At 67.8% G+C, this 24,962-nt stretch carries 26 protein-coding genes; 16 read left to right on the top strand and 10 right to left on the bottom strand.

Translation table 11 applies throughout. The features are described from left to right. Positions 1–12: 12 nt before the first annotated feature. Complete coding sequence (gene recA, locus AC3A6G_RS18680) at positions 13–1,122, bottom strand: recombinase RecA (RefSeq protein WP_487860828.1); 1,110 nt, start codon at positions 1,120–1,122, stop codon at positions 13–15. Positions 1,123–1,266: 144 nt separating this feature from the next. On the opposite strand from recA, the gene AC3A6G_RS18675 reads away from it, so the two are divergent. Beyond that, positions 1,267–1,752 (top strand): MarR family winged helix-turn-helix transcriptional regulator, encoded by a 486-nt coding sequence (locus tag AC3A6G_RS18675; RefSeq protein WP_487860827.1) that lies wholly within the window; start codon positions 1,267–1,269, stop codon positions 1,750–1,752. A 66-nt stretch (positions 1,753–1,818) separates the two neighbouring features. Then, complete coding sequence (locus tag AC3A6G_RS18670; protein WP_487860826.1) at positions 1,819–2,493, top strand: response regulator; 675 nt, start codon at positions 1,819–1,821, stop codon at positions 2,491–2,493. 21 nt (positions 2,494–2,514) lie between these two features. Here the strand turns inward: AC3A6G_RS18670 and AC3A6G_RS18665 are convergent, their stop codons facing one another. Beyond that, on the bottom strand, positions 2,515–3,444 hold the full coding sequence (locus tag AC3A6G_RS18665) for a hypothetical protein (protein ID WP_487864527.1): 930 nt from the start codon (positions 3,442–3,444) through the stop codon (positions 2,515–2,517). A 138-nt stretch (positions 3,445–3,582) separates the two neighbouring features. Between AC3A6G_RS18665 and AC3A6G_RS18660 the strand changes: the two genes are divergently transcribed. Next, positions 3,583–5,025 carry a sensor histidine kinase N-terminal domain-containing protein gene (locus AC3A6G_RS18660; RefSeq protein WP_487864526.1) on the top strand — a complete coding sequence of 481 codons (1,443 nt, stop codon included), beginning with the start codon at positions 3,583–3,585 and terminating at the stop codon, positions 5,023–5,025. 16 nt (positions 5,026–5,041) lie between these two features. Here AC3A6G_RS18660 and AC3A6G_RS18655 read toward each other — a convergent pair whose 3' ends face one another. From AC3A6G_RS18655 to AC3A6G_RS18645, 3 genes are read right to left on the bottom strand one after another with little or no spacing between them, the layout of a single operon-like run. Continuing rightward, positions 5,042–5,233 (bottom strand): sporulation protein, encoded by a 192-nt coding sequence (locus AC3A6G_RS18655; RefSeq protein ID WP_487860823.1) that lies wholly within the window; start codon positions 5,231–5,233, stop codon positions 5,042–5,044. A gap of 16 nt (positions 5,234–5,249) precedes the next feature. Beyond that, positions 5,250–6,077 (bottom strand): biotin--[acetyl-CoA-carboxylase] ligase, encoded by an 828-nt coding sequence (locus AC3A6G_RS18650; protein ID WP_487874293.1) that lies wholly within the window; start codon positions 6,075–6,077, stop codon positions 5,250–5,252. 4 nt (positions 6,078–6,081) lie between these two features. Continuing rightward, complete coding sequence (locus tag AC3A6G_RS18645) at positions 6,082–6,699, bottom strand: SET domain-containing protein (RefSeq protein ID WP_487874292.1); 618 nt, start codon at positions 6,697–6,699, stop codon at positions 6,082–6,084. 182 nt (positions 6,700–6,881) lie between these two features. On the opposite strand from AC3A6G_RS18645, the gene AC3A6G_RS18640 reads away from it, so the two are divergent. Together AC3A6G_RS18640 and AC3A6G_RS18635 are read left to right on the top strand one after the other, a co-directional pair. Then, positions 6,882–9,830, top strand: a complete 2,949-nt coding sequence (locus AC3A6G_RS18640; protein ID WP_487874291.1) for a DNA topoisomerase III — start codon at positions 6,882–6,884, stop codon at positions 9,828–9,830. 5 nt (positions 9,831–9,835) lie between these two features. Continuing rightward, on the top strand, positions 9,836–10,813 hold the full coding sequence (locus tag AC3A6G_RS18635; protein WP_487874290.1) for a tripartite tricarboxylate transporter substrate binding protein: 978 nt from the start codon (positions 9,836–9,838) through the stop codon (positions 10,811–10,813). 5 nt (positions 10,814–10,818) lie between these two features. Here the strand turns inward: AC3A6G_RS18635 and AC3A6G_RS18630 are convergent, their stop codons facing one another. Then, positions 10,819–11,733, bottom strand: coding sequence for a LysR substrate-binding domain-containing protein (locus AC3A6G_RS18630; RefSeq protein ID WP_487864520.1), 915 nt, complete (start codon positions 11,731–11,733; stop codon positions 10,819–10,821). A 115-nt stretch (positions 11,734–11,848) separates the two neighbouring features. On the opposite strand from AC3A6G_RS18630, the gene AC3A6G_RS18625 reads away from it, so the two are divergent. From AC3A6G_RS18625 to AC3A6G_RS18615, 3 genes are all read left to right on the top strand, one after another. Beyond that, positions 11,849–12,811, top strand: a complete 963-nt coding sequence (locus AC3A6G_RS18625) for a tripartite tricarboxylate transporter substrate binding protein BugE (protein WP_487864519.1) — start codon at positions 11,849–11,851, stop codon at positions 12,809–12,811. A 6-nt stretch (positions 12,812–12,817) separates the two neighbouring features. After that, complete coding sequence (locus AC3A6G_RS18620) at positions 12,818–13,690, top strand: N-formylglutamate amidohydrolase (RefSeq protein WP_487874289.1); 873 nt, start codon at positions 12,818–12,820, stop codon at positions 13,688–13,690. Positions 13,691–13,790: 100 nt separating this feature from the next. Then, on the top strand, positions 13,791–13,970 hold the full coding sequence (locus AC3A6G_RS18615) for a hypothetical protein (RefSeq protein WP_487864518.1): 180 nt from the start codon (positions 13,791–13,793) through the stop codon (positions 13,968–13,970). A gap of 27 nt (positions 13,971–13,997) precedes the next feature. Here AC3A6G_RS18615 and AC3A6G_RS18610 read toward each other — a convergent pair whose 3' ends face one another. Beyond that, on the bottom strand, positions 13,998–14,885 hold the full coding sequence (locus AC3A6G_RS18610; RefSeq protein WP_487874288.1) for a gamma-glutamyl-gamma-aminobutyrate hydrolase family protein: 888 nt from the start codon (positions 14,883–14,885) through the stop codon (positions 13,998–14,000). Positions 14,886–15,012: 127 nt separating this feature from the next. On the opposite strand from AC3A6G_RS18610, the gene AC3A6G_RS18605 reads away from it, so the two are divergent. From AC3A6G_RS18605 to AC3A6G_RS18580, 6 genes are all read left to right on the top strand, one after another. Beyond that, positions 15,013–16,068 (top strand): sugar phosphate isomerase/epimerase family protein, encoded by a 1,056-nt coding sequence (locus AC3A6G_RS18605; protein ID WP_487874287.1) that lies wholly within the window; start codon positions 15,013–15,015, stop codon positions 16,066–16,068. Between the two features lie 367 nt (positions 16,069–16,435). Next, positions 16,436–16,702, top strand: a complete 267-nt coding sequence (gene infA, locus AC3A6G_RS18600) for a translation initiation factor IF-1 (RefSeq protein ID WP_487860812.1) — start codon at positions 16,436–16,438, stop codon at positions 16,700–16,702. Between the two features lie 91 nt (positions 16,703–16,793). Next, the gene (gene dbpA / locus AC3A6G_RS18595; protein ID WP_487874286.1) at positions 16,794–18,227 is read left to right on the top strand and encodes an ATP-dependent RNA helicase DbpA; all 1,434 of its coding nucleotides are present in this window, start codon (positions 16,794–16,796) and stop codon (positions 18,225–18,227) included. A gap of 106 nt (positions 18,228–18,333) precedes the next feature. Continuing rightward, positions 18,334–18,504, top strand: a complete 171-nt coding sequence (locus AC3A6G_RS18590; protein ID WP_487860810.1) for a hypothetical protein — start codon at positions 18,334–18,336, stop codon at positions 18,502–18,504. A 116-nt stretch (positions 18,505–18,620) separates the two neighbouring features. Beyond that, on the top strand, positions 18,621–18,944 hold the full coding sequence (locus AC3A6G_RS18585) for a hypothetical protein (protein WP_487860809.1): 324 nt from the start codon (positions 18,621–18,623) through the stop codon (positions 18,942–18,944). A 49-nt stretch (positions 18,945–18,993) separates the two neighbouring features. After that, positions 18,994–19,878: an EamA family transporter gene (locus tag AC3A6G_RS18580; RefSeq protein WP_487874285.1), complete on the top strand. Its 885-nt coding sequence runs from the start codon at positions 18,994–18,996 to the stop codon at positions 19,876–19,878. 9 nt (positions 19,879–19,887) lie between these two features. On the opposite strand, the gene AC3A6G_RS18575 is transcribed toward AC3A6G_RS18580, so the two are convergent. Together AC3A6G_RS18575 and AC3A6G_RS18570 are read right to left on the bottom strand one after the other, a co-directional pair. After that, positions 19,888–20,868, bottom strand: a complete 981-nt coding sequence (locus AC3A6G_RS18575) for a tripartite tricarboxylate transporter substrate-binding protein (protein WP_487874284.1) — start codon at positions 20,866–20,868, stop codon at positions 19,888–19,890. 46 nt (positions 20,869–20,914) lie between these two features. Further along, positions 20,915–22,120, bottom strand: a complete 1,206-nt coding sequence (locus tag AC3A6G_RS18570; protein ID WP_487874283.1) for a M20 aminoacylase family protein — start codon at positions 22,118–22,120, stop codon at positions 20,915–20,917. A gap of 107 nt (positions 22,121–22,227) precedes the next feature. Here AC3A6G_RS18570 and AC3A6G_RS18565 point away from each other — a divergent pair, with 107 nt between their 5' ends. After that, entirely contained in the window at positions 22,228–22,704 is a 477-nt protein-coding gene (locus tag AC3A6G_RS18565) for an FKBP-type peptidyl-prolyl cis-trans isomerase (protein WP_487860805.1), read from the top strand. 22 nt (positions 22,705–22,726) lie between these two features. On the opposite strand, the gene AC3A6G_RS18560 is transcribed toward AC3A6G_RS18565, so the two are convergent. Further along, positions 22,727–24,277 carry a CYTH and CHAD domain-containing protein gene (locus AC3A6G_RS18560; protein ID WP_487874282.1) on the bottom strand — a complete coding sequence of 517 codons (1,551 nt, stop codon included), beginning with the start codon at positions 24,275–24,277 and terminating at the stop codon, positions 22,727–22,729. A 155-nt stretch (positions 24,278–24,432) separates the two neighbouring features. On the opposite strand from AC3A6G_RS18560, the gene AC3A6G_RS18555 reads away from it, so the two are divergent. Beyond that, complete coding sequence (locus tag AC3A6G_RS18555) at positions 24,433–24,855, top strand: VOC family protein (RefSeq protein WP_487860803.1); 423 nt, start codon at positions 24,433–24,435, stop codon at positions 24,853–24,855. The last annotated feature ends 107 nt before the right edge of the window (positions 24,856–24,962 follow it).

The following is a 24,962-nucleotide window of genomic DNA, read 5'->3' as shown; positions in this document are numbered from 1 at the left end:
TGCACCCTCGCCTTACTCGCCCTTGTCGGCCTTGGCCGCCTTCGCAGGCTTCTCGGCCTTTTCGGGCGGCAGCGCGTCGGCATCGGCCGCCAGCAGCGGAATGCCCAGCGACTCTCGCACCTTGTTCTCGATCTCGCGCGACAGCTCGGGGTTCTCGCGCAGGAACTCGCGCGCGTTGTCTCGGCCCTGGCCGATCTTCTCGCCGTTGTAGGCGTACCAGGCGCCCGACTTGTCGAGAATCTTGGCTGTGACGCCCATGTCGATGATCTCGCCCTCGCGGCTGATGCCCTCGCCGAACAGGATGTCGAACTCGGCCGTCTTGAAGGGCGGCGACACCTTGTTCTTCACCACCTTGACCTTGGTTTCGTTGCCGATGGCCTCGTCGCCCTTCTTGATGGTGCCGATGCGGCGGATGTCGAGGCGCACCGAGGCGTAGAACTTCAGCGCATTGCCGCCGGTGGTGGTTTCGGGCGAGCCGAACATCACGCCGATCTTCATGCGGATCTGGTTGATGAAGATGACCATGCAGTTGGTCTTCTTGATCGTGGCGGTGAGCTTGCGCAGCGCCTGGCTCATCAGGCGAGCCTGCAGGCCGGGCAGGGAATCACCCATTTCGCCTTCGATTTCGGCCTTGGGCGTGAGCGCGGCGACCGAGTCGATCACGATCAGGTCGACCGCGCCCGAACGCACCAGCGAATCGACGATCTCGAGCGCCTGCTCACCGGTGTCGGGCTGGCTGATCAGCAGGTCGGACAGGTTCACGCCGAGCTTCTGGGCGTATTGCACGTCGAGCGCGTGCTCGGCATCGACGAAGGCGCAGGTGCCGGCCTGCTTCTGCATGGAGGCGATGACCTGCAGCGTGAGCGTGGTCTTGCCCGACGATTCCGGGCCGTAGATCTCGATCACGCGGCCGCGCGGCAGGCCGCCGACGCCCAGGGCGATGTCCAGGCCCAGCGAGCCGGTGGAGACCACCTGGATGTCTTCGAGCGCTTCGCCTTCGCCGAGCCGCATGATCGTGCCCTTGCCGAACTGCTTTTCGATCTGCGCCAGCGCGGCCTGCAGGGCCTTGGCCTTTTCACTGTTGGCGACCGAGATGCTTGCGCCCTTGACGACTGTGTCCATGTGGAAACTCCTGAAAAATCAATGACTTGTGTGCGACTGCCAGCGCTCTGCTTTTAACCACAGGCTGGATGCTTGAACAGTAGTGTAGGGCTTGGTGAATTCGAGTAAACCCATTTTTTGGTCAGTTTGCTTTACCATTTGCCCGTGGCCGACATTGCATTCCCCCCCGACCCCGACGCATGGCGACAGACCCATTTGGGCCGCCTGCTGGGCCACGCCATGCGGCGATTCGACGCGCGCGTGCTCGAACTCATGGCGCACGACGTCGAGGTGCCGCTGGCGCTCTCGAACCTCGCGGCGCGCGCGCAGGTGAGTGCCGCACACATCCACATCACCCGGCACCTGGCGCGCGAGGGTTCACGCCTCACCGACCTGGCCGACCGCGCGGGCATGACCAAGCAGGCCATGGGCGCCCTGGTGGACCAGTGCGAGGCCTGGGGACTGGTCACGCGCGGGCCCGATCCGCTCGACGCGCGGGCGCGTCGCGTGCGCTTCACCGCCGACGGGCTGGCCTGGCTCGACGCCTTCCGCAGTGCCGTGACGCAGGCCGAACGCGAGTTCCGCGACAGCGTCGGCCATGACGTCGCCACCGTGGTAACCATCGGTCTCGAAGCCTACACAGCGGGCTAGACTCGGCCGGAGACATACAAATGTGAAGGGCGCCAGCGCGGCGCCCGAACCGGCCGGAGGTGGCGCATGCGGATTCTGATTGCGGAGGATGACCAGGTGCTGGCCGACGCCCTGCTGCGCAGCCTGCGCACCTCCGGCGCGGCGGTCGACCACGTGGCGAACGGCTCGCAGGCCGATACCGCGCTCATGACGCACAACGAGTTCGACCTGCTGATCCTCGACCTCGGCCTGCCGAGCCTGCACGGCATCGAGATCCTCAAGCGCCTGCGCGCACGCGGTTCGCAATTGCCGGTGCTGGTGCTCACCGCGGCCGACAGCGTGGAGGAGCGCGTCAAGGGCCTGGACCACGGCGCCGACGACTACATGGCCAAGCCGTTCAGTCTGCAGGAGCTCGAGGCGCGCGTGCGGGCGCTCACGCGGCGCGGCATGGGCGCCACCAGCAACACCATCCGCCACGGCCCGCTGGTCTACGACCAGGCCGGCCGCGTCGCCACCATCGAAGGCAAGATGGTCGAACTCTCGGCGCGCGAACTCGGCCTGCTCGAGGTGCTGTTGCAGCGCGCCGGGCGCCTGGTCAGCAAGGACCAGTTGGTGGAGCGCCTCTGCGAATGGGGCGAGGAAGTGAGCCTCAACGCGATCGAGGTCTACATCCACCGGCTGCGCAAGAAGATCGAGAAGGGGCCGGTGCGCATCGCGACCGTGCGCGGACTGGGCTACTGTCTGGAGAAGATCCAAGGTTGATGCCCTGGATCTTCTGCGGCCTCACCGCTGTTTGCGCAGGGCGGCCCAGAACATGCCCCCCTTCCGATTTCGAGCCAGGAACACGATGTTTCGATAGTAGCCGTTGATGTCATAGAAGCCAGCGGCAGAAAATGCAATAGCAGCCGGACCCTGATAGGCGGAGTCCGTTATCAGCAGGCATTTCTCGCTGTCGCTGTTGCTGGCATCCACCGCATTCATGGTAAAGCCATACATGTTCTTGGCCGTGCCGGGCTGCGCCTGCGTGATCGCGCCCGAGATACGGCAGACGCCAATCTGCTCGCCCGCTGTCTCTCCCGTGAAAGCGCCTTGCGCGCCGACATCGATAGAAATGCTGAGAGACTCGTTCTTGTCCAAACTGGACCAACGACCAAGGACACTTTCCTGCGAAACGGCCAATGCGTTGCTGACCTCGTATTCGAAGGGCCCGAATGGGCGAGAGGCGGAAGTCCCTCGAACATGGTTGCCCGTCATGGATTTCTGCGGCTCGAATGTGCCGGAACCCGTTACCGACTCAGTCGGCAAAGAGTACGGCCAGTACTCAGTATCTGCATTGAAAGACCAGTTCAGGCGATCGACCGCGATCGACCCCCACAAGATTCCGCTCGGAAACTTCGTCGCGATGCTGCCGTCTCCACCCAGGAACACGATTTCGGTCGTCGAATAGTAGAGGCCTTCGCTGCCATTGCCCGCCGCAGCAGTCGAACCCGGTTGCGGTGCCGCCAACGAAGGCAGCGGCTCGCTGCCAGGAAACGGCTCCTGGTCTGGACGAGGTGCGGGAGCCGGTGCAGGCGCAGAAGCCACTGGAAACACCGGTAGTCCGCCGCCGCCACCGCTGCCTCCACCGCCGCAGCCGGTCAATGCGATGCCCAGCGCCAAGGTCGTGGCCGCCCAAACCGGTTTGGGGCACCCGCGCGGCAAATAATCTCTCATGGAAACCTCCTGAATATTGTTCGAATCGCAGAAACTGCCCGGCGAGACTACAACCGGGCGGCGCGCGGATTGCGCCAGGAACTCCCTCGCATTCGCACTACGTCACGCTTTCGATTCTTTTAGTTGCAGGGCTTCCGCTTGAAACTCTTCCAGCGCGCACAGCGCTCCCTCTTCGGCGAGATCCTCGACTGGATGCTCACGCCGTTGCTGCTGCTGGTGCCGGTGAGCATCGGCGTGACCTGGCTCGTGGCGCAGGGCATCGCGAATGCGCCGTTCGACCGGGCGCTCGAATACAACGTGCAGACGCTGGCGCGGCTCGCCACGGTGCAGCAGGGCCAGACGGCGTTCGTGCTGCCGCAGGCCGCGCGCGAGATCCTGCGTGCCGACGGTGCGGACCGCGTCTACTACCAGGTCCTCGACAACCGCGGCAAGCTGCTGAGCGGCGAAGCCGACGTGCCGCACCCCAGCTTCGACGAGCCGCCGGTCGTGGGCGTGGTGATGCTGAGCAATGGCGAGATGCGCGGCCGACAGGTTCGCGTGGCCTCGCTCTGGCTGGCCAGCAACGACGATGCGGCGCCTGCGCTGCTGCAGGTGGCCGAGACGCGCGAGAAGCAGTCGATCCTCGCGACCGAGATCATCAAGGGCGTGCTGCTGCCGCAGTTCGCGATCATGCCGCTGGCGGTGCTGCTGATCTGGCTGGCACTGGTGCGCGGCATCAAGCCGCTGTCGGTGGTGGAGGCGCGCATCCGCGAGCGCCGCCCCGGCGACCTGAGCCCGCTCGACGAATCGTCGGTGCCGCTCGAGGTGGTGCCGCTGGTCTCCTCGGTGAACGAGCTGCTCGACAAGCTAAACGACTCGATCCACACGCAGAAGCGCTTCCTCGCCGACGCGGCGCACCAGCTCAAGACGCCGCTCGCGGGCCTGCGCATGCAGGCCGACCTGGCGCAGCGCGAAGGCGCCAACGCGGACGAGCTCAAGCAGTCGCTCAAGCAGATCGGCCGCGCGAGCGTGCGCGCCACCCACACGGTGAACCAGCTGCTCTCGCTCGCACGCGCCGAGAGCACCGGTGCGGGCACCGCGCGCCAGCCCTGCGATCTCGCACGGCTCATGATCGAGGTGGTGCGCGAGGCGGTGCCGCGCGCCATCGAGAAACGCGTCGACCTGGGCTACGACGGGGCTCAGCCAGGCGCGCCGGGTGTGGTGGTCGAAGGCAATCCGACGCTGCTGAAGGAACTGGCGCGCAACCTGCTCGACAACGCGATCAACTACACGCCCTCCACCGCCGAGCGCCCGGGCGTCATCACCGCGCGGGTGCTGGCCGATCCCTTCGGCCAGGTGGTGCTGCTGCAGGTGGAGGACAACGGGCCCGGCATCGCCGAGGCCGATCGGGAGCTCGTGTTCGAACCCTTCTACCGCGTGCTCGGCAACGAAGCCGACGGCTCGGGGCTGGGCCTGCCGATCGTGCGCGAGATTGCCAACCTGCACCATGCGCAGGTGAAGCTCGAGGATGCGCACCCCGAGCGGCAGCCGCCGGGCGCGCGCTTCACGGTGCGCTTCGAGGGCGAGGCAGCGGCGCCCTGACCGACCAGCAGCGCCGTCAGGGGGCGGCGCTGCCGCCGTCCTTGCGGATCTGGAGCCACTCGGGATGGACCTGGCGCGCAAGGCGGTGCGGTTCGCGCTCGTCCAGGCTCGCGGGCGCCATGCCGAAACCCGCGAGGTCGCCGCGCGACCAGAGCCAGTAGCCCACGTTGGCGAGCACCAGGACGACGAGGACGAGACGCAGCTTCATGGCGAACGCCCGTTAGTCAGAAGGCCATGCCGCGCGGTCGCACGCTGACCTCGTCGCTCGAGATCATCTGCAGCCCCTCGGCGGTGCGCACCTGCAGTTCGCCGCCCCAGGCCACGCCCTCGCACAGGCCGGCCGTGCCGTCGCTGAGGTGGACCTCGCGCCCGCGCAGCGCATCGCGTGCGGCAAAACGCTCGGCAAAGGGCGCGAAGCCGCGCGCTTCGAAGTCCTGCACGCTGCGCACCAGGGGCGCGGCCAGCTCGGCCAGCACTTCGGGCGCGCGGGCCTCGGGGCGCCACTGGCGCAGCCACGCGGGCGGCGTGCGCATGCCGTCGCCATCGCGCGGACCGATGTTGATGCCGATGCCGATCACGACGTAGCGCGGCGGTGCCGGCACGGCGGCCTGCACGCCTTGCGGCATGGCGGTTTCGATCAGAATGCCGACGAGCTTGCGGTCGTCGACCCACAGGTCGTTGGGCCACTTGAGCGCGACCTTCGCCTCACCCGAGGGATCGAGGCTCTCGGCCACGCTCACGCCGACGGCGAGCGACAGCCCCGACCAGTCGCGCGGTGCGAGCGGCAGGCCCAGCGAGAACATCAGCGACGAGGGGCCGGCGCTCTCGCCCTGCGGCTGCGCGCTGTGCCAGGGCCGCCCGAGGCGGCCGCGCCCCGCGGTCTGGTGCTCGGCCACGAGCAGCACGGGCTCGGTGCGGCCGGCGCGCGCGCGGCGCATCAGTTCGGCATTGGTCGAGTCGATCTCGGCCGCGATCTCGACCGCAAAGCCCGGCAGCAGCGGCGCCACGGCGGCGGCGATGCGGTCTTCGAACCAGGCGGCCGTGGTGGTCATGCGCTCAGTCTTTCCTGGCCTTGCCGGACTTCTTTTTTTCCGCTTTCTTGTCCGCCTTCTTTTCGGCTTTTTCGTCAGCCTTTTTCTCGGCTTTCTTCTCGGCCTTCTTGGCTTTTTTCTTCTTCTTCTTCTTTTTTTTCTTTTCCTCGTCTTCGTCCTTCGGCGTCAGCAGCGTGCCGCGGCAATTCTCCGCACCGCACCAGCACGGAAATTCGGACAGCAGCTTCGGCGTATAGGGCTCGTCGATGATCAGGCCGTAGTCGTAGTTGAGCTCTTCTCCTGCAGCGATGTTGCGCAGCGCCTTGATATAAACGCGCCCATCGACCTCGTCGGCCTCGCAGTTCGGATCGCACGAATGATTGATCCAGCGCGCGGCGTTGCCGTCGACGTTGCCGTCGATCACGCGGCCGTCGTCGATGTGGAAATAGAAGGTGTGGTTCGGCTGGGCGGGGTCGTGCGGATGGCGGCGCAGCGCCTCTTTCCAGCTGATGACCTCGCCCTTGTATTCGATCAACTTCTCGCCTTCCGCGATGTCCTGGACGGCGAAGACGCCGTTGCCATGGACGGACGAGCGCCGCGTCTGGATGCGGCGGCCGCCGGAAAGTGTGGATTTGGAAGGCATCGCCGAAGTCTGTTAGGTTGAATATGCACACATGCGCGTGTGCGCGTGCGCACGCGGGAAGCCGCAGATTGTATGTGGCCCCCACGCTCCGCACTCCGTGTCGTCGCTGCCCCCCGAGAGGGCCGCAGGCCGCCTTGAGGCGGCTCGGCGGCGGCCTGGGAACTGTTTTTTAGGAAATGTTGATGAAGACGTTGGTAATCGCAGAAAAGCCGTCGGTGGCGCAGGACATCGTCCGTGCGCTGACGCCGGTCGCCGGCAAGTTCGAGAAACACGACGAGCATTTCGAGAGCGAAAGCTACGTCGTGACCAGCGCCGTCGGTCACCTGGTCGAAATCCAGGCGCCCGAGGAATTCGACGTGAAGCGCGGCAAGTGGAGCTTCGCGAACCTGCCGGTGATTCCGCCGCATTTCGACCTGAAGCCGGTCGACAAGACGAAGACGCGCCTGAACGCCGTGGTCAAGCAGGCCAAGCGCAAGGACGTGACGCAGCTCATCAATGCCTGCGACGCGGGCCGCGAGGGCGAGCTGATCTTCCGCTTGATCGAGCAGTACGCGGGCGGCAAGACCGGCCTCAACAAGCCCGTCAAGCGGCTGTGGCTGCAATCGATGACGCCGCAGGCCATCCGCGACGGCTTCGATGCGCTGCGCACCGAAAAGCAGATGCAGGGCCTGGCCGACGCCGCGCGATCGCGCTCCGAAGCCGACTGGCTCGTGGGCATCAACGGCACGCGCGCCATGACCGCGTTCAATTCGCGCGACGGCGGCTTCTTTCTGACTACCGTGGGCCGCGTGCAGACGCCCACGCTGTCGGTGGTGGTCGAGCGCGAGGAAAAGATCCGCAAGTTCGTGAGCCGCGACTACTGGGAAATCCACGGCGTGTTCCAGGCCGAGGCCGGCCAGTACCCCGGCAAGTGGTTCGACGCCAACTTCAAGAAGCCGCCGCCGGGCCCCGACGGCGCGGCCGACGCCGAGATCCGCGCCGACCGCGTGTGGAGCGAGCGCGAAGCGCGCGAGATCGCCGATGCGGCGCGCGGCAAGCCCGCCACCGTCACCGAGGAGAGCAAGCCCACCACGCAGGCCTCGCCCATGCTGTTCGACCTGACCTCGCTGCAGCGCGAGGCCAACGGCCGCTTCGGCTTCTCGGCCAAGACCACGCTGGCGCTGGCGCAGAGCCTGTACGAGCGCCACAAGGCGCTGACCTATCCGCGGACCGATTCGCGCGCGCTGCCCGAGGACTACCTGCCGGTCGTCAAGGACACGATGAGGATGCTCGCCACCAGCGGCATGAAGCACCTCGCGCCGTTCGCGCAGCAGGCCGTCGACGGCAGCTACGTGAAACCCAACAAGCGCATCTTCGACAACGCCAAGGTGTCGGACCACTTCGCGATCATTCCGACGCTGCAGGCACCGAGCGGCCTGTCCGACGCCGAGCAGAAGCTGTACGACTTCGTGGTGCGCCGCTTCATGTCGGTGTTCTTCCCGAGCGCCGAATTCCAGGTGACCACCCGTATCAGCACGGTCGAAGCGGGCGGCAAGAAGTACCCGTTCCGTAGCGACGGCAAGGTGCTGGTCAAGCCGGGCTGGCTCGCGATCTGGGGCAAGGAAGCGGTCAACGACGACGACGAGAAGGACGGCAAGAACCTCGTCGTGGTGAAACCGGGCGAAACTGTGCAGACCGAGTCCGCCGACCTCAAGGCGCTCAAGACCCGGCCGCCGGCACGCTACTCGGAAGCCACGCTGCTGGGCGCGATGGAAGGCGCCGGCAAGACCATCGACGACGACGAATTGCGCGAGGCGATGCAGGAAAAAGGCCTGGGCACGCCAGCCACCCGCGCCGCCACCATCGAAGGCCTGATCGCCGAGAAATACATGCTGCGCGAGGGCCGCGAGCTGATCCCGACGGCCAAGGCCTTCCAGCTGATGACGCTGCTGCGCGGCCTGGGCGTGGAAGAACTCTCCAAGGCCGAGCTCACGGGCGAGTGGGAATACAAGCTCGCGCAAATGGAGAAGGGCGCGCTCAGCCGCGATGCCTTCATGCGCGAGATCGCCAGCATGACGGAGCACATCGTCAAGAAGGCCAAGGAGTACGACCGCGACACCGTACCGGGCGACTACGCCACGCTTGCCACGCCCTGCCCCAACTGCGCCGGCGTGGTGAAGGAGAACTACCGCCGCTACAGCTGCACCGGCAAGGCGGGCCAGGAGCCCTGCGGCTTCTCGTTCGGCAAGTCGCCGGCGGGGCGCACCTTCGAGGTGGCCGAGGCCGAGGCGCTGCTGCGCGACAAACACATCGGCCCGCTCGAGGGCTTCCGCTCCAAGGCCGGCTGGCCGTTCACCTCCGAGATCATCCTGAAGTACGACGGGGAGGAAGCCAAGAACTGGAAGCTCGAGTTCGACTTCGGCGACGACAAGAACGGCGACACCGGCGAGATCATCGATTTCAGCGCGCAGGACACGCTGGGCCCCTGCCCCATCTGCGGCGCGCCGGTGTTCGAGCACGGCAGCAACTACGTCTGCGAGAAGTCGGTGCCCACCAACGCGCAGCCGACGCCGAGCTGCACCTTCAAGACCGGCAAGATCATCCTGCAACAGCCGGTGGAGCGCGCGCAGATGGAAAAGCTGCTCGCCACGGGCAAGACCGACCTGCTCGACAAGTTCGTGAGCATGCGCACGCGCCGCGCCTTCAAGGCCTTCCTGACCTGGAACGCCGAGGAAGGCAAGGTGACCTTCGAATTCGCACCGCGCGAAGGGGGCAGCAAATTCCCGCCGCGCAAGACCTTCGGCAAGGCTGCGCCCGCGGCCAAGAAGACCGCCGCGGCCAAGAAGACGGCGGCTGGCAAGACCCCGGCGGCAAAGAAGGCGCCGGCCGCAAAGAAGGCGGCTACGCCGCGCAAGCCCGGCGCGGGCCTGAAGCCCAGCGAATCGCTGGCCGCGGTGATCGGCGCCGAACCGGTGGCGCGCACCGAGGTCATCAAGAAGCTCTGGGACTACATCAAGGCCAACGGCCTGCAGGATGCCAACAACAAGCGCGCGATCAACGCCGACGCCAAGCTCAAACCGGTGTTCGGCAAGGACCAGGTGACGATGTTCGAGCTCGCCGGCATCGTGGGCAAGCACCTGTCGGCGCCATGATGGCCATGCAGCGCAGACATTTCACCCTCGCGCTCGCTGCGGCCTGCACGTTCGCCGCCGGTGCGGCCCAGGCCGCCGCCTGGCCCGACAAGCCCGTCAAGCTGGTGGTGCCCTTCCCGCCCGGGCAGGCTACCGACATCTTCGCGCGCGCGCTCGCCGAGCAGCTCGGCAAGCGGCTGGGCCAGCCGGTCATCGTCGACAACAAGGCCGGCGCGGGCAGCAACATCGGCACCGACTTCGTGGTGCGCTCGCCGGCCGACGGCTACACGCTGGTGGTGGCGGGCAGCGCCATGGCGGTCAATCAGACGCTCTACGCCAAGCCAGGCTTCGATCCGCGCAAGGACCTCGTGGGCATCTCGCTGATCGCCACGGTGCCGCTGGTGTTCCTGGCCACGCCCGAGAGCGGCATCCGCAGCATGGCCGACCTCACCGCGCGCGCGAAGGCCGAGCCAGGCAAGCTCAGCTATGCGAGCGCGGGCATCGGCGGCACGCAGCATCTGTCGGGCGAGATGTTCAAGTCGGCGGCGCGCGTGTTCATGACCCACATCCCCTACCGCGGCAGCGGTCCGGCGCAGGCGGACTTCCTCGGCAACCAGGTGCCGCTGATGGTCGACTCGGTCACGGCGGCGCTGCCGCACATCAAGTCGGGCAAGGCGGTGGCGCTGGCGGTCACCTCGGCCAAGCGCTCGTCGCAGTTGCCCGACGTGCCCACGGTGCGCGAGAGCGGCGTGGCGGGCACGAAGGACTTCGAGGCCGTGGGCTGGCTCGGGCTGATGGCGCCGCGCGGCACGCCGGCCGACATCACGGCGCGGCTGAACCAGGAAGTGACCGAGATCCTCAAGACCGAGCAGATGGCGCGCTTCATCCGCGATCGCGGCTCCGAGCCTGCACCGACCACGGGCGCCGAGTTCGACCGCTTCGTGGCGAGCGAGATCGGCCGCTGGGGCGCGGCGGTCAAGGCTTCGGGCGCCAAGCCCGAGTAGCCGGCTCAGCCGGCGGGTTCCGCCTGCCGGTCCACGTCCGCCAGCAGCCAGCGCCGGAAATGGTCGAGCGTGGCGAGCTGGCCGCGCCCTTCGGGGTAGCAGAACCAATAGCCTTCGGCGCCGCGGTAGCCGCCTTCGGGCAGCGGCTCGTCGACCAGGCCGGCAGCGATGTCGTCCTGCACCAGGCAGCGCGGCACCAGTGCCACGCCCATGCCCACCATCACGGCGCGGATCATGGTCTGGAACTGGTCGAACTGCGGGCCGGCCAGCGGATCGAGCCCGTGCACGCCGTGCGCCTCGCTCCATTGCAGCCACGACTGCGGCACCGTCACATGGCGCAGCAGCGTGCAGCGCGCCACGTCCTGCGGCGTGCGGATGCGCACTTCGGCCAGTTCCGCGCGCGGCGCAATCAGCGCCACATCCTGCCCCGCGAGGTAGTGCGAGCGGGCACCGGGCCAGTGGCCGTCGCCGAACAGGATCGCGCAGTCGAGTTCGGGCCGCTCGAAGTCGTAGCCATGCACGAAAGGCACGAAGTGCAGCGTGATCTGCGGATGGCGGCGCTGGAAGTCGGGCAGGCGCGGAATCAGCCATTTGGCGCCGAAGGTCGGCAGCGTCGAGAGATGCAGCGCCCCGCCACCGTCGCCGCTGGTGATGAGTTCGAGCGTGGCCGCCTCGAGCTGGGCGAGCACCGCGCGCACCGCCTTCTCGTAGCGCTCGCCCGCGGGGGTGAGCGCCAGCCGCTTGCGCGCGCGCTCGAACAGCGGCACGCCGATCCAGCGCTCGAGTTCCTGCACCTGCTTGCTGACGGCGCCCTGCGTGAGGTGCAGCGCCTCCGCCGCGCGTGACACGCTGCCGAAGCGCACCACCGTCGAGAAAGCGCGCAGCAGGTTCAGCGGTGGGTTCAGGCGGCGCAGCGACATGGTGGAAGGATGCCCATCAAAACATTCCAGATCAGAATATTAACTGGTCTATCCTTTGCTTGATGTGAAGGGCAACTTCTTGCCTTTTCACCCTCGCCTCATTGGAAGATTCCCCATGCAACGTCGTTATTTTCTCTCCGCACTGGCCGCTGCTTCGGTCGTTCCTGGAATGTCTTTGGCCCAAGGCCGGCCGATTCGGCTGATCGTGCCCTTCCCGCCCGGCGGCGCCACCGACATCACCGCGCGCGTGCTCTCCGAGCCGCTCGCCAAGATCCTGCAGCAGCCGGTGGTCATCGACAACCGCGCCGGCGCGGGCGGCTCCATCGGCATGGCCGAGGTGGCCCGGTCCGCACCCGATGGCCTCGCCTTCGGCGTGGCCACGCTGTCCACGCATGGCGTGAACCCGGCCGTCTACCAGAAGCTGCCCTATGACCCGGTCAAGGGCTTCGTGGCCGTGACCGAGCTGGTCAAGGCACCGGGCGTGGTCGTCATCAATCCGCAGGTGCTGCCGGTGAAGAGCTTCGCGGAACTCGTGGCGTACCTGAAGGCCAACCCCGGCAAGGTGTCGTACGCCTCGCCGGGCAACGGCACCATCGGCCACATGTGGGGCGAACTCTTCAAGAGCAGTACCGGAACCTCGATGGTGCACATCCCCTACCGCGGTGCAGGCCCGGCGATCAACGACGTGCTCGCGGGCCAGGTGCCGGTGTACTTCGACCAGGTCGCCTCCTCGCTGCCGCACGTGAAGGCGGGCAAGCTGGTGGCGCTGGCCGTGTCGTGGAGCGGCCGGCTCGACGTGCTGCCCGAGGTGCCGACCTACCGCGAACTGGGTTACCCGGCCAACAACGACCCGTCGTGGTTCGGCCTGGTGGCGCCGGCCGGCACGCCGGCCGGCATCGCGCAGCGCATGCAGCAGGCGGTGGCCACGGCGCTGAAGGACGCCTCGGTGCGCGAACGCCTCGCGCTGCAGGGGCTCTATGCCTCGGGCACGACGCCGGCCGAGTTCGCGAAGCAGATTGACAGCGAAATCGAGAAGATGAAGAAGGTCGCGGCCTTTGCGCGCATCCGACTGGACTGACCGCCTATGCATCCTGTCCTGAAACTGATCCAGACCCGCGCCCAGGTGACAAGCATCGCCGGGCACACGCCGCTGGTGCTCGATTCGCCGCACAGCGGCACGATCTACCCTGACGATTTCCGGCCGGTGTGCGACCTCGCCACCTTGCGCCGCGCCGAGGACACCCACGTCGAGAAGCTCTACGCCTTCGCATCGGCCCTGGGCGTCGCGTGGATCGAGGCGCACTTTCCGCGCAGCTACCTCGACGCCAACCGCGACCTCACCGAGCTCGACACCTCGCTGCTCGACGGTGCGTGGGACGGGCCGCTGTCGGACGATCCGCGGGTGCTGTCGAAGGTGAGGCTCGGCAAGGGCCTGATCTGGAAGCTCACGGACGAGGGGCTGCCGATCTACGACCGCCTGCTCACGGTGGACGAGGTCCGCGCGCGCATCGACCACTGCTGGCGCCCCTACCATGCCGCCGTGGCCGAGGCGATCGAGGCGGCGCATGCGCGGCACGGCTACAGCATCCACATCAACTGCCATTCGATGCCGGCGGTCGCGGGTAGCCATGCGACCGATTTCCCAGGCCTCGTGCACGCCGATTTCGTGATCGGCGACCGCGATGGCAGCACCGCCGATCCGGCGCTGTCGCAGCGCATCTGCGAGCACCTGCGCGCGCGCGGCTACAGCGTGGACTACAACCATCCCTACAAGGGCGTCGAGCTGGTGCGCCGCAACGGCCGCCCAGCCGGACACCGGCACAGCATCCAGGTCGAGATCAACCGCAGGCTCTACATGGACGAAGCCACGCTGGCGCTCGAGGAGAGCGGCGCCGCGCGGCTCCAGGCCGACCTGCGTTCGATGGTCGAGATGCTGCTGGCCACCGACCCGCGCTGAGCGAAGAAGACAACCCTGCCGCCATCGGGTGTGTTGCGGCGCGGCCGGCGCCGCATCGGCCTATAGTGGGCTTCAGTCCCACCCATGCCTGGAGTTATCCGTGAAGCCATTCATTGCAGTTGTTCTTGCCGTACTGACCGCCGCGCTGGCGGCGGGCTGTGCGGGCACGGGGTCGGCCGGCGGCAGCGGCCCCGCGGCCTCGTCGGGCAGCGGCATCACGGTGTTCGGCACCATCGACGCCGGCGTCAGCGGAACGACGAACCGCTCCGAGCGCCGATAACACCGGCAGCGCGGGCGCGACCGCCCCTCAGCGCCGCAGCAGCGCCTGGCGCAGCACCCGCGCCGCACGGTCGCGGATCCGGCCGGGCCCGCTGTCGGGCTCGCTGCGTGGCGCCACCTTTGCGGTCGCGCAGGCCCAGAGGAAGTCGTGCAGGATCGGCGTGTCGTCGACCGTCTCGGTGCTGCCGTACTTGTGGAATTCGGGGTGCCACTGCGTGGCGGCGATGTAGCTGCGCCCCTTCTCGGGGCGGCGGCGGATCGCCTCGGGCACGCGGTCGGGCAGGCTCCAGGCCTCGATCTCGAAGCCCGGCGCCAGGTCCTTCACGCCTTGGTGGTGGATGCTATTGACCCGCGCGGTCTGCACCTCGGGGTAGAGCTTCGACAGCCGCGTGCCCTCGACGATCTCGATGTCGTGGAAATTCTGGTCGTAGGTGACCGGGTCGCGGTGCCGCCGGGTCTCGGGATGCTGGTGCTGCGCCTCGATGTCCTGGTAGAGCGTGCCGCCGAAAGCCACGTTGATCAGTTGCAGCCCGCGGCAGACGCCGAAGATCGGCTTGCCGGCCTGCTCGAAGGCCTCCACCAGCGCGAGATCATAGAGGTCGCGGAGGCGGTCGCCGAGCCAGGCATCCTTGAGCGGCGCCTCGCCGTAGCTGCCGGGCCAGACGTCGGCGCCACCATGCATCACCACGCCGTCGAGCCATTCGGCGTAGTGCGAGAGCTTGGTGTCGCCACGCGCGGTCTCGCCCGTGGGGCAGGGCACCATCACGACCATCGCGCCGGCCGACATGAGCCAGTGTGCGATGGACTGCTCGACATACTGCAACGTCTTGTTGGTGAACAGCGAACGCGCAGGGTCCGCGTGCGAAAAGCAGGCGGAGAGGCCGATCTTCAGCCGGGCGGAGACGGGTTGGGGCATCTCGGAACGTTCGGGGCGAGCTGTGCGAAAAGGAAAGTCCATTGTGTCGCTTGAGCTTCTCGGACCGGGTCGGACGAAACGCCAAGTATGCTTTCAACGCCGCCACGACACGGAAGGAAGACACGCCATGAAAACGATCAAGGGCCCGGCCATATTCCTGGCTCAGTTCGCCGGGGACCAGGCCCCGTTCAATTCGCTCGACGCCATCGCCGGCTGGGCCGCCGGCCTGGGCTACAAGGGCGTGCAGATCCCAAGCTGGGACGCACGCCTGTTCGACCTGCGCCGCGCCGCCGAGAGCAGGACCTACTGCGACGAGGTCAAGGGCATGCTCGCGGGCCACGCGATCGAGATCACCGAGCTGTCGACCCACCTGCAGGGCCAGCTGGTCGCGGTGCATCCCGCTTACGACGCGGGCTTCGACGGCTTCGCGGCACCCGAGGTGCGCGGCGATCCGGTGCGGCGCCAGCAATGGGCGGTCGAGCAGCTGCACCTCGCGGCCAAGGCGTCGGCCAACCTCGGGCTCAGCGCCCATGCGACCTTCTCGGGTGCGCTGGCCTGGCCGTACCTCTACTCGTGGCCGCCGCGCCCGCCGGGGCTGATCGAGGAGGCCTTCGACGAGCTGGCGCGCCGCTGGCGCCCGATCCTCGACGCCTTCGATGCGGCGGGCGTCGACGTGGGCTACGAGATCCATCCGGGCGAAGACCTGCACGACGGCGTGAGCTACGAAATGTTTCTGGAACGCGTGAACAACCACCCGCGCGCCTGCCTGCTGTACGACCCGAGTCATTTCATGCTGCAGCAGCTCGATTACCTCGCGTACATCGACCACTACCACGAGCGCATCAAGATCTTCCATGTGAAGGATGCCGAGTTCAACCCGACGGGCAAGCAGGGCGTGTACGGCGGCTTCCAGAGCTGGATCAACCGGGCCGGGCGCTTCCGCTCGCTGGGCGACGGGCAAGTCGACTTCCGGGCCATCTTCTCGAAGATGGCGCAGTACGACTTTCCGGGCTGGGCCGTGCTGGAGTGGGAGTGCTGCATCAAGCACCCCGAAGACGGGGCGCGCGAGGGCGCGAAATTCATCGCCGACCACATCATCCGCGTGGCCGATCGGGCCTTCGACGATTTTGCCGCTGGCGGCGTGGACGTGGCGGCAAACCGGCGCGTTCTGGGCCTGGGATAGCGGCCGACGCGAGGCCTCGGCAAGGACTGACAAGCAACAGTCATGCCTTGCGGGCTATAATGTCGGGTTCGTTTCGATGACCACGGCGGAGTTATTCGTCAACCGCCAGCCTGTGCACTGACGATTCAGTAAATCAGTGAATCAGTGACAGGCCGGTTTCACAGTGTGTTGGAGCGCCAGACCGGGCGCCCATGTATGCCACCACTGTCTTCGTTCTTGTTGAAGCGAATGGCGCATTGCCCCGGCAGTGCGCAAAGACAAGCAGTCGTGCCACGGCGCGTTCGCGCTGCCGGGCTCCGGCTGAAACAAAGACGCCAGATTCCATCTCCAACACACACTTATCGGACGACTCAGAGGTAATCGCACAATGCCCAAGGAAGAACTCATCGAAATGAACGGCGCAGTGACCGAAGTCCTGCCCGACTCGCGCTACCGTGTCACGCTCGACAACGGCCACCAGCTGATCGCCTACAGCGGCGGCAAGATGCGCAAGCACCACATCCGCATCCTGGCGGGCGACAAGGTCTCGCTCGAACTCTCGCCCTACGACCTGACCAAGGGCCGCATCACCTTCCGTCACCTGGAGCGCCGCGGCCCCCCGCCGACCTCCGGCAACAACGGCCCTCGCCGCTGATCCGCGACGAGCCATTGGGCCTTGCGGCGCCCGGCCTCGGGCGCGCGGCAAGGCCTTTTGCTTTTTTGCGAACCTATTCGGCTGCCGCACGATGACCCCCCACGATTCCCCAGCCAGCGGCCCCCCGGCCGACAAGACCGGCTTCGCCACACTGCCGCTCTCGCCGCAGATGCTGGCCAACCTCATGCAGCTCGGCTATCTGCAGATGACGCCGATCCAGGCGGCCAGCCTGCCGCCGGCGCTGCTCGGCCAGGACCTGATCGCGCAGGCCAAGACCGGCAGCGGCAAGACCGCGGCCTTCGCGCTGGCGCTGCTCGCCAACCTCAACGCGCGCCGCTTCGCGGTGCAGGCGATGGTGCTGTGCCCGACGCGTGAGCTGGCCGACCAGGTCACGACCGAGATCCGCCGTCTTGCGCGCGCCGAAGAGAACATCAAGGTCGTCACGCTCTGCGGTGGCGTGGCGCTGCGCGGGCAGATCGCGAGCCTGGAACACGGCGCGCACATCGTCGTGGGCACGCCGGGCCGGATCATGGACCACCTCGAGCGCGGCAACCTCGACCTCGCCGGGCTCAACACCCTGGTGCTCGACGAAGCCGACCGCATGCTCGACATGGGCTTCTTCGAGGACATCGTCAAGGTCGCGCGCCAGTGCCCGAAGGAGCGGCAGACGCTGCTGTTCTCGGCGACATATCCCGAAGGCATCGCCAAGCTCGCGCAGCAGTTCATGAAGAGCCCGCAGCAGATCACGGTGCAGGCCCAGCATGAGGGCAGCAAGATCCGCCAGCGCTGGTACCAGGTGAAGGACAGCGAACGGCTGCATGCCGTCGGCCTGCTGCTCGATCATTTCCGCCCGGCCAGCACGCTGGCGTTCTGCAACACCAAGCAGCAGTGCCGCGACCTCGTGCAGGTGCTGCAGGCCCAAGGCTTCAGCGCGCTGGCGCTGTTCGGCGAACTCGAGCAGCGCGAGCGCGACCAGGTGCTGGTGCAGTTCGCCAACCGCAGCTGCTCGGTGCTGGTGGCCACCGACGTCGCCGCGCGCGGGCTCGACATCGCGCAGCTCGAGGCCGTGATCAACGTCGACGTGACGCCCGATGCCGAGATCCACATCCACCGCATCGGCCGCACCGGCCGCGTCGGCCAGCAGGGCGGCGCCGAAGGCCTCGCGCTGAACCTGGCGAGCATGAACGAGATGGGCAGCGTCGGCAAGATCGAGCAGCTGCAAGGCCGCGAATCCGAATGGCATCCGTTGGCCGAGCTCACGCCGGGCCAGGGTGCGCCGCTTTCGCCGCCGATGGCCACGCTGCAGATCGTCGGCGGCCGCAAGGAAAAGATCCGCGCCGGCGACGTGTTGGGCGCGCTCACCGGCGACTGCGGCTATGCGAAAGAGCAGATCGGCAAGATCAACGTCAACGAGTTCTCGACCTATGTGGCCGTGGCACGCGAGATCGCGGCCGAGGCGGCGCGCAAGCTCGCGGGCGGGCGCGTGAAAGGCAAGAGCGTGAAGGTGCGCCTGCTCGAACTCTAGAGAGAAACAAGCCCTGTCACAGCCGCTGCTTCGGCTTCTGGCAGGCAAAATCCCCGCTGTGGCCTAATTGCGCCTCGAACATCCACTTTTTTATCCGAGCTTTTCCATGCCCAAGAAAATTCGCACCGAAGCCGACCGCATTGCCAGCCCGAAGCCGACGCCACTGGCCGGCTACGCCCTGCCCAGGACCGGTGGCGGCCAGAAGGTCAGCCTCGAACGCGGCACCGCCACGCGCAGCAAGAAGAACCCCGGCAAGCGCGCCAAGAAGGGCGGCTGACCCGCTTGCGCGGCCGGCTCGCAGCAACTGCAGCCGGCCACGAACGACGAACGCGCCCGCGGGCGCGTTTTGTCATTGCAAGCCACCGCAGCAGCCACTGCATTGCCAGGCCTTCGATGTCCGACGACAACCAGATCTTCATTCCGCCTTCGTTCTTCGCGGTCTACAGCGATGCACGGCAACGGCTGCTGGCGCCGATCGGGGTGGTGCGCGAGCGCTACGAAGTCTGCGAGGACCTCGCCAGCCACCTGGTAGCGCACGCGCAGATCCAGCACCACACCGAGGTGCCGGTCGAGAGCGAGATCCTGCGGCGCATCCATGCGGGGCTTTCGACGCCCGAGGCCGGCGTCTCGCCTGCCGAGGCCGAGTGGACCGTGCAGCGCCTGGCCGAGCTGCTCGGCTGGCCGGCACCCGCGCCGACCGCCGCGCCCGACAGCTGAGCAGGCCGGGCCAGCGCCCGGTCTTCGACATCTGGCTACAGTCGAGCCGATGACCCGCCGCACCACCGACGTCCTGCTCACCGCGACCGCACCCGCCATCTGGGGCAGCACCTATGTGGTGACCACAGAGATGCTGCCCGCGAACTATCCGCTCACGGTCGCGCTGCTGCGGGCGCTGCCGGCGGGGCTGCTGTTGCTTTTGATCGTGCGCCAGCTGCCCGAGCGCGCCTGGTGGGGCCGCATTGCGGTGCTGGGCGCGCTGAACTTCTCGATCCTCTGGGCGATGCTGTTCCTTGCCGCCTACCGCCTGCCGGGCGGCGTGGCGGCGACGATCACCTCGGTGCAGCCGCTGTTCGTGGTGTTCCTCGCGCGCTTCTTCCTCGGCGCGACCGTGCGCGCGCTGTCGGTGGCCGCAGCCGTGGTCGGCATCGGTGGCGTGGCATTGCTGGTGCTCACACCGAATGCCCGGCTCGATGCGATCGGCATTGCCGCGGCCTTCGCTGCCGCGGTGTCGATGGCTTTCGGTACGGTGCTGAGCCGCCGCTGGCAGCCGCCGGTTTCGGCACTGGCCTTCACGGCCTGGCAACTGACCGCGGGCGGCCTGCTGCTGCTGCCCTTTGCGCTCTGGCTCGAGCCGCCGCTGCCCGTGCTCACGGCCACGAACTGGCTCGGCTTCGCCTGGCTCGGCCTGATCGGCGCCGCCGTGACCTACATCATCTGGTTCCGCGGCGTGGCCCGGCTCGAATCGGCGGCCGTCGCGCCGTTGACCTTCCTGAGCCCCGTGACGGCCGTGATCCTCGGCTGGGCGCTGCTCGGGCAGACCTTGTCGGTGCTGCAGGTCGTGGGCATCCTGGTGGTGATCGCGAGCATCTGGCTCAGCCAGCGTGCCCAGCGCGGCGTACTGCCGCCGCTGGCGGTGCCCGCCGCGCGCTAAGCCAGGTCGTCAATCGACCTTCGCGCCCGAGGCCTTCACCACAGCGCCCATGGCGTCCCAGTCCGCGCGCAGCAGCTTCTGGAACGCTTCGGCCGTCTGCGTGCGCGGCTCCACACCCAGGCGCTTGAAGCGCTCCTGGATCGCGGGCTCGGCCAGCACCTTGTTGGCGGCCGCGTTGAGACGCTCGACCTCGGCCTTGGGCGTGCCGGCTGGCGCCAGCAGGCCGATCCACGAATCGAAGGCATAGCCGGGCAGGCCGCTTTCGGCCACGGTCGGCAGCTGCGGCAGGAAGGGGCTGCGCGCCTGGCCGGTGGAGGCGAGCAGCTTCATGCGCTGATCGGCCTGGAAGCCCATAACGCCGATGCTCGAGGAGATGACCGCCTGCACCCGGCCCGCCAGCACCTCGTTGACCGCTTCGCCGGTCGACTTGGTCGGGATGTGCGTCATCTGCAGACCCGCTTTCGCGAGGAACGAAGCCATCGCAAGGTGCGTGGCGCTGCCGTTGCCCGCCGACGCGTAGTTGTACTTGCCCGGGTTGGCCTTAACCTCCTTGATGAAGTCGGCGGTGTTCGACACGTTGAGCCCGCTCGCCACCGCCAGCACATAGCCCGCGTTGCCGATGTAGGCCACGCCGGCGAAGTCCTTCAGCGGGTCGTACGGCAGCTTGTTGTAGAGGAAGCCCGCGATGTGGTGGCTTGCGGCCGCGAGGACGAGCGTGTTGCCGTTCGGCGCTGCCTTGGCCACCACGGCCGCGCCCACGGTGCCGCCCGCACCCGCGCGGTTCTCGACCACGGCGCTGGCATTGAGCGCCGCGCCCAGTTCGCTGTTGAAGGCACGTGCCACCGTGTCCTGCACCGCGCCGGTGCCGAAAGGCACGACGATGTGGACCACGCGCTGCTGCGCATGGGCGAGGCCGGCGCCGCCCACGGCCAGGGCGGCTGCCGCGGCAGCCACGAGAGAACGTCGGGTGAGGGAAGTCGTGGAGTTCATCGAGGGGCCGCTTTCATCATCAACAGGAAGGGAAGGGAAAACTTCTTCAGGTGCCCGACGGCAGCCAGCGCTGCACCAGCTTCACGAAGTAGCTGGCACCGATCGGGATGATCTCGTCGTTGAAATCGAACGAGGTGTTGTGGATGATGCAAGGCCCGGGCCCGTGGCCCTCGAGCCGGTGATCGCCGTCGCCGTTGCCCAGGAAGGCATAGCAGCCGGGCCGCGCCAGCAGCATGTGCGCGAAGTCCTCGGCGCCCATCACGGCGGGGAAGTCGTCGGTGACCATGTCGTCGCCCACCACCTCGCGCATCACGCCGGCCGCGAAACGCGCCTCGGCCGCATGGTTGACGACGGGCGGCGACGAGCGCTTGAAGAACACGTCGGCCGTGCAGCCGTGCGCCGCGGCCACGCCCGCGGCGACCTCGCGCAGGCGCGCCTCGATCCGGTCGATCGCCTCGACCGAGAAGGTGCGGATGGTGCCGCCGACGGAAGCCAGGTCGGGAATCACGTTCGGCGCATCGGAGCCCTGCAGCTGCGTGACCGCGAGCAGGGCACGTTCGGTGCTCGGAATGGTGCGCGCGACGATGGTCTGCAGCTGCTGCGCGAGCGTGACCACCGCCGCCACCGGATCGATGCCGGTGTGCGGCATCGACGCATGCGTGCCGCGGCCCTGCATCGTGACCTTGTAGGTGTTGCTCGATGCCATCAGCGCGCCCTCGTTGAGCGCGAAGCGGCCCACCTCGCCGACGGGAAAGTTGTGCAGCGCGAACACCGCGTCGCAGGGGAAGCGCTCGAACAGGCCCTCGTCGATCATCTTCTTCGCGCCCGCCTTGCCCATCTCCTCGGCCGGCTGGAAGATGAGATGCACCGTGCCGTCGAAATCATCCGGCCCCTGCTGCGACAGATGCCAGGCCGCGGCCAGCAGCATCGTCGTGTGGCCGTCGTGTCCGCAGGCGTGCATGCGCCCGGCGTGCGTGGACCGGTGGGCGAAGGCGTTGGCTTCCTCGAGCGGCAGCGCGTCCATGTCGGCGCGCAGCCCGATCGTGCGCGCGCTCGTGCCCTTGCGCAGCACGCCCACCAGCCCGGTGCCCGCGATGCCGCGGTGCACCTCGATGCCCCATTCGGCGAGCAGCCCGGCCACCTTTTCGGCGGTGCGGTGTTCCTCGAAGCCGAGTTCGGGATGGGCGTGGATGTCGCGCCGGATCTCGACGAAGCGGGAGGCGCTGGCAAGGAAGGCGTCGACGATGTTCATGGCGGGCAGGGCGGGCGGCGAAAGTGGTGCGGTGCGAGCGATTCTGGCGCAGCCGCCCGCCGGACGCACGCTGCACGACCTTCTCGTTTGCACTGAAAATGCACACCATGAAAATCGCAAAAGACACCGTCGTCACGCTCAAGTACAAGGTGGCCGATGCCCAGGGCAAGCTCATCGAGGCGAACCCCGAGCCCATGGCCTACCTGCACGGCGGCTACGAGAACACGCTGCCCAAGATCGAGGAAGCCCTCGAAGGCAAGGAAAAGGGCTTCCAGGCCACGCTGAACCTCGCGCCCGAGGACGCGTTCGGCCAGCGCGAGGAATCGCTGGTGCGCACCATTCCCAAGACCGACTTTCCGCCCGGCGTGAAGGTGGGCGGCCAGCTGCAGGGCCGGCTCGACGACGGCCGCGAGCATGTGTTCACCGTGACGAAGATCAAAGGCCCCGTCGTGCTGCTCGACGGCAACCACCCCTGGGCCGGCAAGGCGCTGAAGTTCAGCCTGACCGTGACGGATGTGCGCGAGGCGCTGCCGGTGGAAATCGAGCACCGGCATGTGCATGGGGCACACGGGCACCACCACTGAGCCCGTCGCCGGCGGCTGCTAACTACCGCCGCTTCCAGAACCGGGGCGCATCCGCGATCCGGTCGAGCGCCTTCCGGCAGGCCTTGGCCCCCGCGGCGCGGCGGGCGCTGAACCAGCCGACCGCGAACCAGGCCCGCGGGTCGCGGTCGGCGGCCTCCCGGTAGAGCGCGAGCGCCACCGCTTCGTCGTTGTACGCCCCGAGTGCGTCCTGTGCGGGGCGCAGGCGCTCGAGGTAGCGCCCGGCCTTGCCCGCCTCGAACAGCGGCGCCACGAACTCGGCCAGGTAGCGCAGGCGCTTGAGCCGCTTGCGCACGCGGTGCTGCGCCTCGGTGGGCAGGGATTCGAAGCGCCGGCCGTCACGCACCGCCTGCCGGTGCAGGCGCCGCAGCCGCTGGCGCAAAAAACGCCGGGCATCGCCCGCGGACAGGCCGGCGTCGCCGGGCGCCGCCGCGGTGAAGCCGATCAGCGAAACCAGCACCGACTGGAAGGCCGGGGCGCGCACCACGTCGCCGGGCGAGTTCGATTCGTCGGCGCTGCCTTCGCCGCCCCCCAGGGCCGCAAGCGCCGGCGGTTGCGCTTCGGTCGGCAGATCGCGCCATTGCGCCTCGGCCAGCTGCGCCACCTGCTCGCGATCTCGCACGGTGCCGAGCGCACGGAAGGCGGCCACGAGCGGCGGTTCCCAGGCGGCGGCATCGAACCCTGCGCTATCCGCATCGAGTTCCGCCAGTTCACGCAATGCAGTGCGCAAGCGGCGGATGCCGATGCGCAGCTGATGCACCTGCTCCTCGTCGCTGCTGCCGGCCGCGATCTCGCTGGCATTGGGCAGGATCTGCGCCAGGCAGGACGCCACCACGGCCTGCTGCATCGCGCGGCCGCCGATCCCCTTGGCGGCGTCGCTGGCGAAGCGCGGCGCCTCGGCCTTGACGGCCGGGACCCGCTCGAGCCCCGCCAGCAGGCGCGCGCCGCGTTCGGCCTTGGACACGGTGCCGAACCAAAGGCCATGCTGCTGCGACCACCGTTGTGCCAGCGCCACCAGGCCCTGCACGTCGCCGCGCTTGAGCTCGATCTCGAGTTCGCACACCGGCGATTCGCGCTGCATCGGCGTGCCGGCATGCGCCACGACCTTGCCCACGTCGAGCGCCATCTCCACCACCGCGGCCCCGGCGCCCGTCGTGCGCACGTCGCGGGTCAGCCGCACGATGTCAGTGGACTGGCGTTCCACCAGCGTGGCGCCGCGCTCGGCCAGCACCGCGGCGAGACGGTCGCCCACCGGCGTGCCCTGGTGGCGCTGCGGATCGATCGCAGGCGCCGCACGGCCCGCGCCGACGGTACCGAGGTCGACGTTGTGCTCCAGGCGGTGCAGTGCGTTGTCGCCCGTGGCCTTGGCGGTCTGGACCCAGCGCGGGCCTTCCTTGCGCAGGCGCAGCACGATGCCCGCGGCGGCCAGCCGCTGGTCTTCGGTGTCGAAGTAGCGCGCCTGCAGCCGTGTGCGAGCCACGGTGCCGCGCCGCAGGGCGGCCTCGACGGACTTCAGGCGGTCGGGGGGAATGCAGAACTTGAACTCGATTTCCATGCGGCCATGATGCCCTGCCGTGATCGAACCGGAAAATCGGCGCGCATGAAAATAGATGTGGACGCCGTACATTTTCTTTGTTATCGTTTGTGGACGGTGTACACAACACGCCGTCCCCTATCCGATCCACACCTCATCGATCCAAGGAACACTCCATGGCCACCAAGCAGATCTTCGTGAATCTTCCCGTCAAGGACCTCGACAAGTCCAAGGCCTTCTTCGGCGCGCTCGGCTACAGCTTCAACCCGAAGTTCACCGACGCGAACGCGGCCTGCATGGTCATCGAGGAGGGCAGCATCCACGCGATGCTGCTGGTCGAGGACTTCTTCAAGACCTTCACGGACAAGAGCCTCACCGACACCAGCAAGAGCACCGAGGTGCTGCTGTGCCTCTCGTGCGAGAGCCGCGCCGAGGTCGACGAGTTGGTGGCCAAGGCCGTGGCGGCGGGCGGCACGCTGCCGCGCCCGCCGCAGGACCTCGGGTTCATGTACGGGCACGGTTTCCAGGACATCGACGGGCACCTCTGGGAATTGGTGTACATGGACCCGAACGCCGAGATGCCACAGCAGGGCGCCTGAAGCGAAGCGCAGGAGTCCGAGCCATGCCCATCGTTCCATACGCGCTCCTCACCGTTGCGCGAAAGGGGTCTACCGCGCGCCGCGAGCACCCCGACATGCAAGGGACC

Source organism: Variovorax sp. Soil_C_26 (assembly GCF_057657075.1).
The sequence above is the reverse complement of the archived record's forward strand: the minus strand, read 5'-3'. Positions and strand labels throughout refer to the sequence as shown.

Excerpts from the sequence above, each read along its gene's own strand:
- AC3A6G_RS18565 (WP_487860805.1), top strand. The coding sequence starts at position 22,228 with ATGAAAATCGCAAAAGACACCGTCGTCACGCTCAAGTACAAGGTGGCC.
- AC3A6G_RS18610 (WP_487874288.1), bottom strand. The coding sequence starts at position 14,885 with ATGCCCCAACCCGTCTCCGCCCGGCTGAAGATCGGCCTCTCCGCCTGC.
- AC3A6G_RS18585 (WP_487860809.1), top strand. The coding sequence starts at position 18,621 with ATGTCCGACGACAACCAGATCTTCATTCCGCCTTCGTTCTTCGCGGTC.
- AC3A6G_RS18620 (WP_487874289.1), top strand. The coding sequence starts at position 12,818 with ATGCATCCTGTCCTGAAACTGATCCAGACCCGCGCCCAGGTGACAAGC.
- AC3A6G_RS18640 (WP_487874291.1), top strand. The coding sequence starts at position 6,882 with ATGAAGACGTTGGTAATCGCAGAAAAGCCGTCGGTGGCGCAGGACATC.
- AC3A6G_RS18650 (WP_487874293.1), bottom strand. The coding sequence starts at position 6,077 with ATGACCACCACGGCCGCCTGGTTCGAAGACCGCATCGCCGCCGCCGTG.
- AC3A6G_RS18555 (WP_487860803.1), top strand. The coding sequence starts at position 24,433 with ATGGCCACCAAGCAGATCTTCGTGAATCTTCCCGTCAAGGACCTCGAC.
- AC3A6G_RS18575 (WP_487874284.1), bottom strand. The coding sequence starts at position 20,868 with ATGAACTCCACGACTTCCCTCACCCGACGTTCTCTCGTGGCTGCCGCG.
- infA (WP_487860812.1), top strand. The coding sequence starts at position 16,436 with ATGCCCAAGGAAGAACTCATCGAAATGAACGGCGCAGTGACCGAAGTC.
- recA (WP_487860828.1), bottom strand. The coding sequence starts at position 1,122 with ATGGACACAGTCGTCAAGGGCGCAAGCATCTCGGTCGCCAACAGTGAA.
- AC3A6G_RS18570 (WP_487874283.1), bottom strand. The coding sequence starts at position 22,120 with ATGAACATCGTCGACGCCTTCCTTGCCAGCGCCTCCCGCTTCGTCGAG.
- AC3A6G_RS18605 (WP_487874287.1), top strand. The coding sequence starts at position 15,013 with ATGAAAACGATCAAGGGCCCGGCCATATTCCTGGCTCAGTTCGCCGGG.
- AC3A6G_RS18670 (WP_487860826.1), top strand. The coding sequence starts at position 1,819 with ATGCGGATTCTGATTGCGGAGGATGACCAGGTGCTGGCCGACGCCCTG.
- AC3A6G_RS18625 (WP_487864519.1), top strand. The coding sequence starts at position 11,849 with ATGCAACGTCGTTATTTTCTCTCCGCACTGGCCGCTGCTTCGGTCGTT.
- dbpA (WP_487874286.1), top strand. The coding sequence starts at position 16,794 with ATGACCCCCCACGATTCCCCAGCCAGCGGCCCCCCGGCCGACAAGACC.
- AC3A6G_RS18560 (WP_487874282.1), bottom strand. The coding sequence starts at position 24,277 with ATGGAAATCGAGTTCAAGTTCTGCATTCCCCCCGACCGCCTGAAGTCC.
- AC3A6G_RS18590 (WP_487860810.1), top strand. The coding sequence starts at position 18,334 with ATGCCCAAGAAAATTCGCACCGAAGCCGACCGCATTGCCAGCCCGAAG.
- AC3A6G_RS18635 (WP_487874290.1), top strand. The coding sequence starts at position 9,836 with ATGCAGCGCAGACATTTCACCCTCGCGCTCGCTGCGGCCTGCACGTTC.
- AC3A6G_RS18665 (WP_487864527.1), bottom strand. The coding sequence starts at position 3,444 with ATGAGAGATTATTTGCCGCGCGGGTGCCCCAAACCGGTTTGGGCGGCC.
- AC3A6G_RS18630 (WP_487864520.1), bottom strand. The coding sequence starts at position 11,733 with ATGTCGCTGCGCCGCCTGAACCCACCGCTGAACCTGCTGCGCGCTTTC.
- AC3A6G_RS18655 (WP_487860823.1), bottom strand. The coding sequence starts at position 5,233 with ATGAAGCTGCGTCTCGTCCTCGTCGTCCTGGTGCTCGCCAACGTGGGC.
- AC3A6G_RS18580 (WP_487874285.1), top strand. The coding sequence starts at position 18,994 with ATGACCCGCCGCACCACCGACGTCCTGCTCACCGCGACCGCACCCGCC.
- AC3A6G_RS18645 (WP_487874292.1), bottom strand. The coding sequence starts at position 6,699 with ATGCCTTCCAAATCCACACTTTCCGGCGGCCGCCGCATCCAGACGCGG.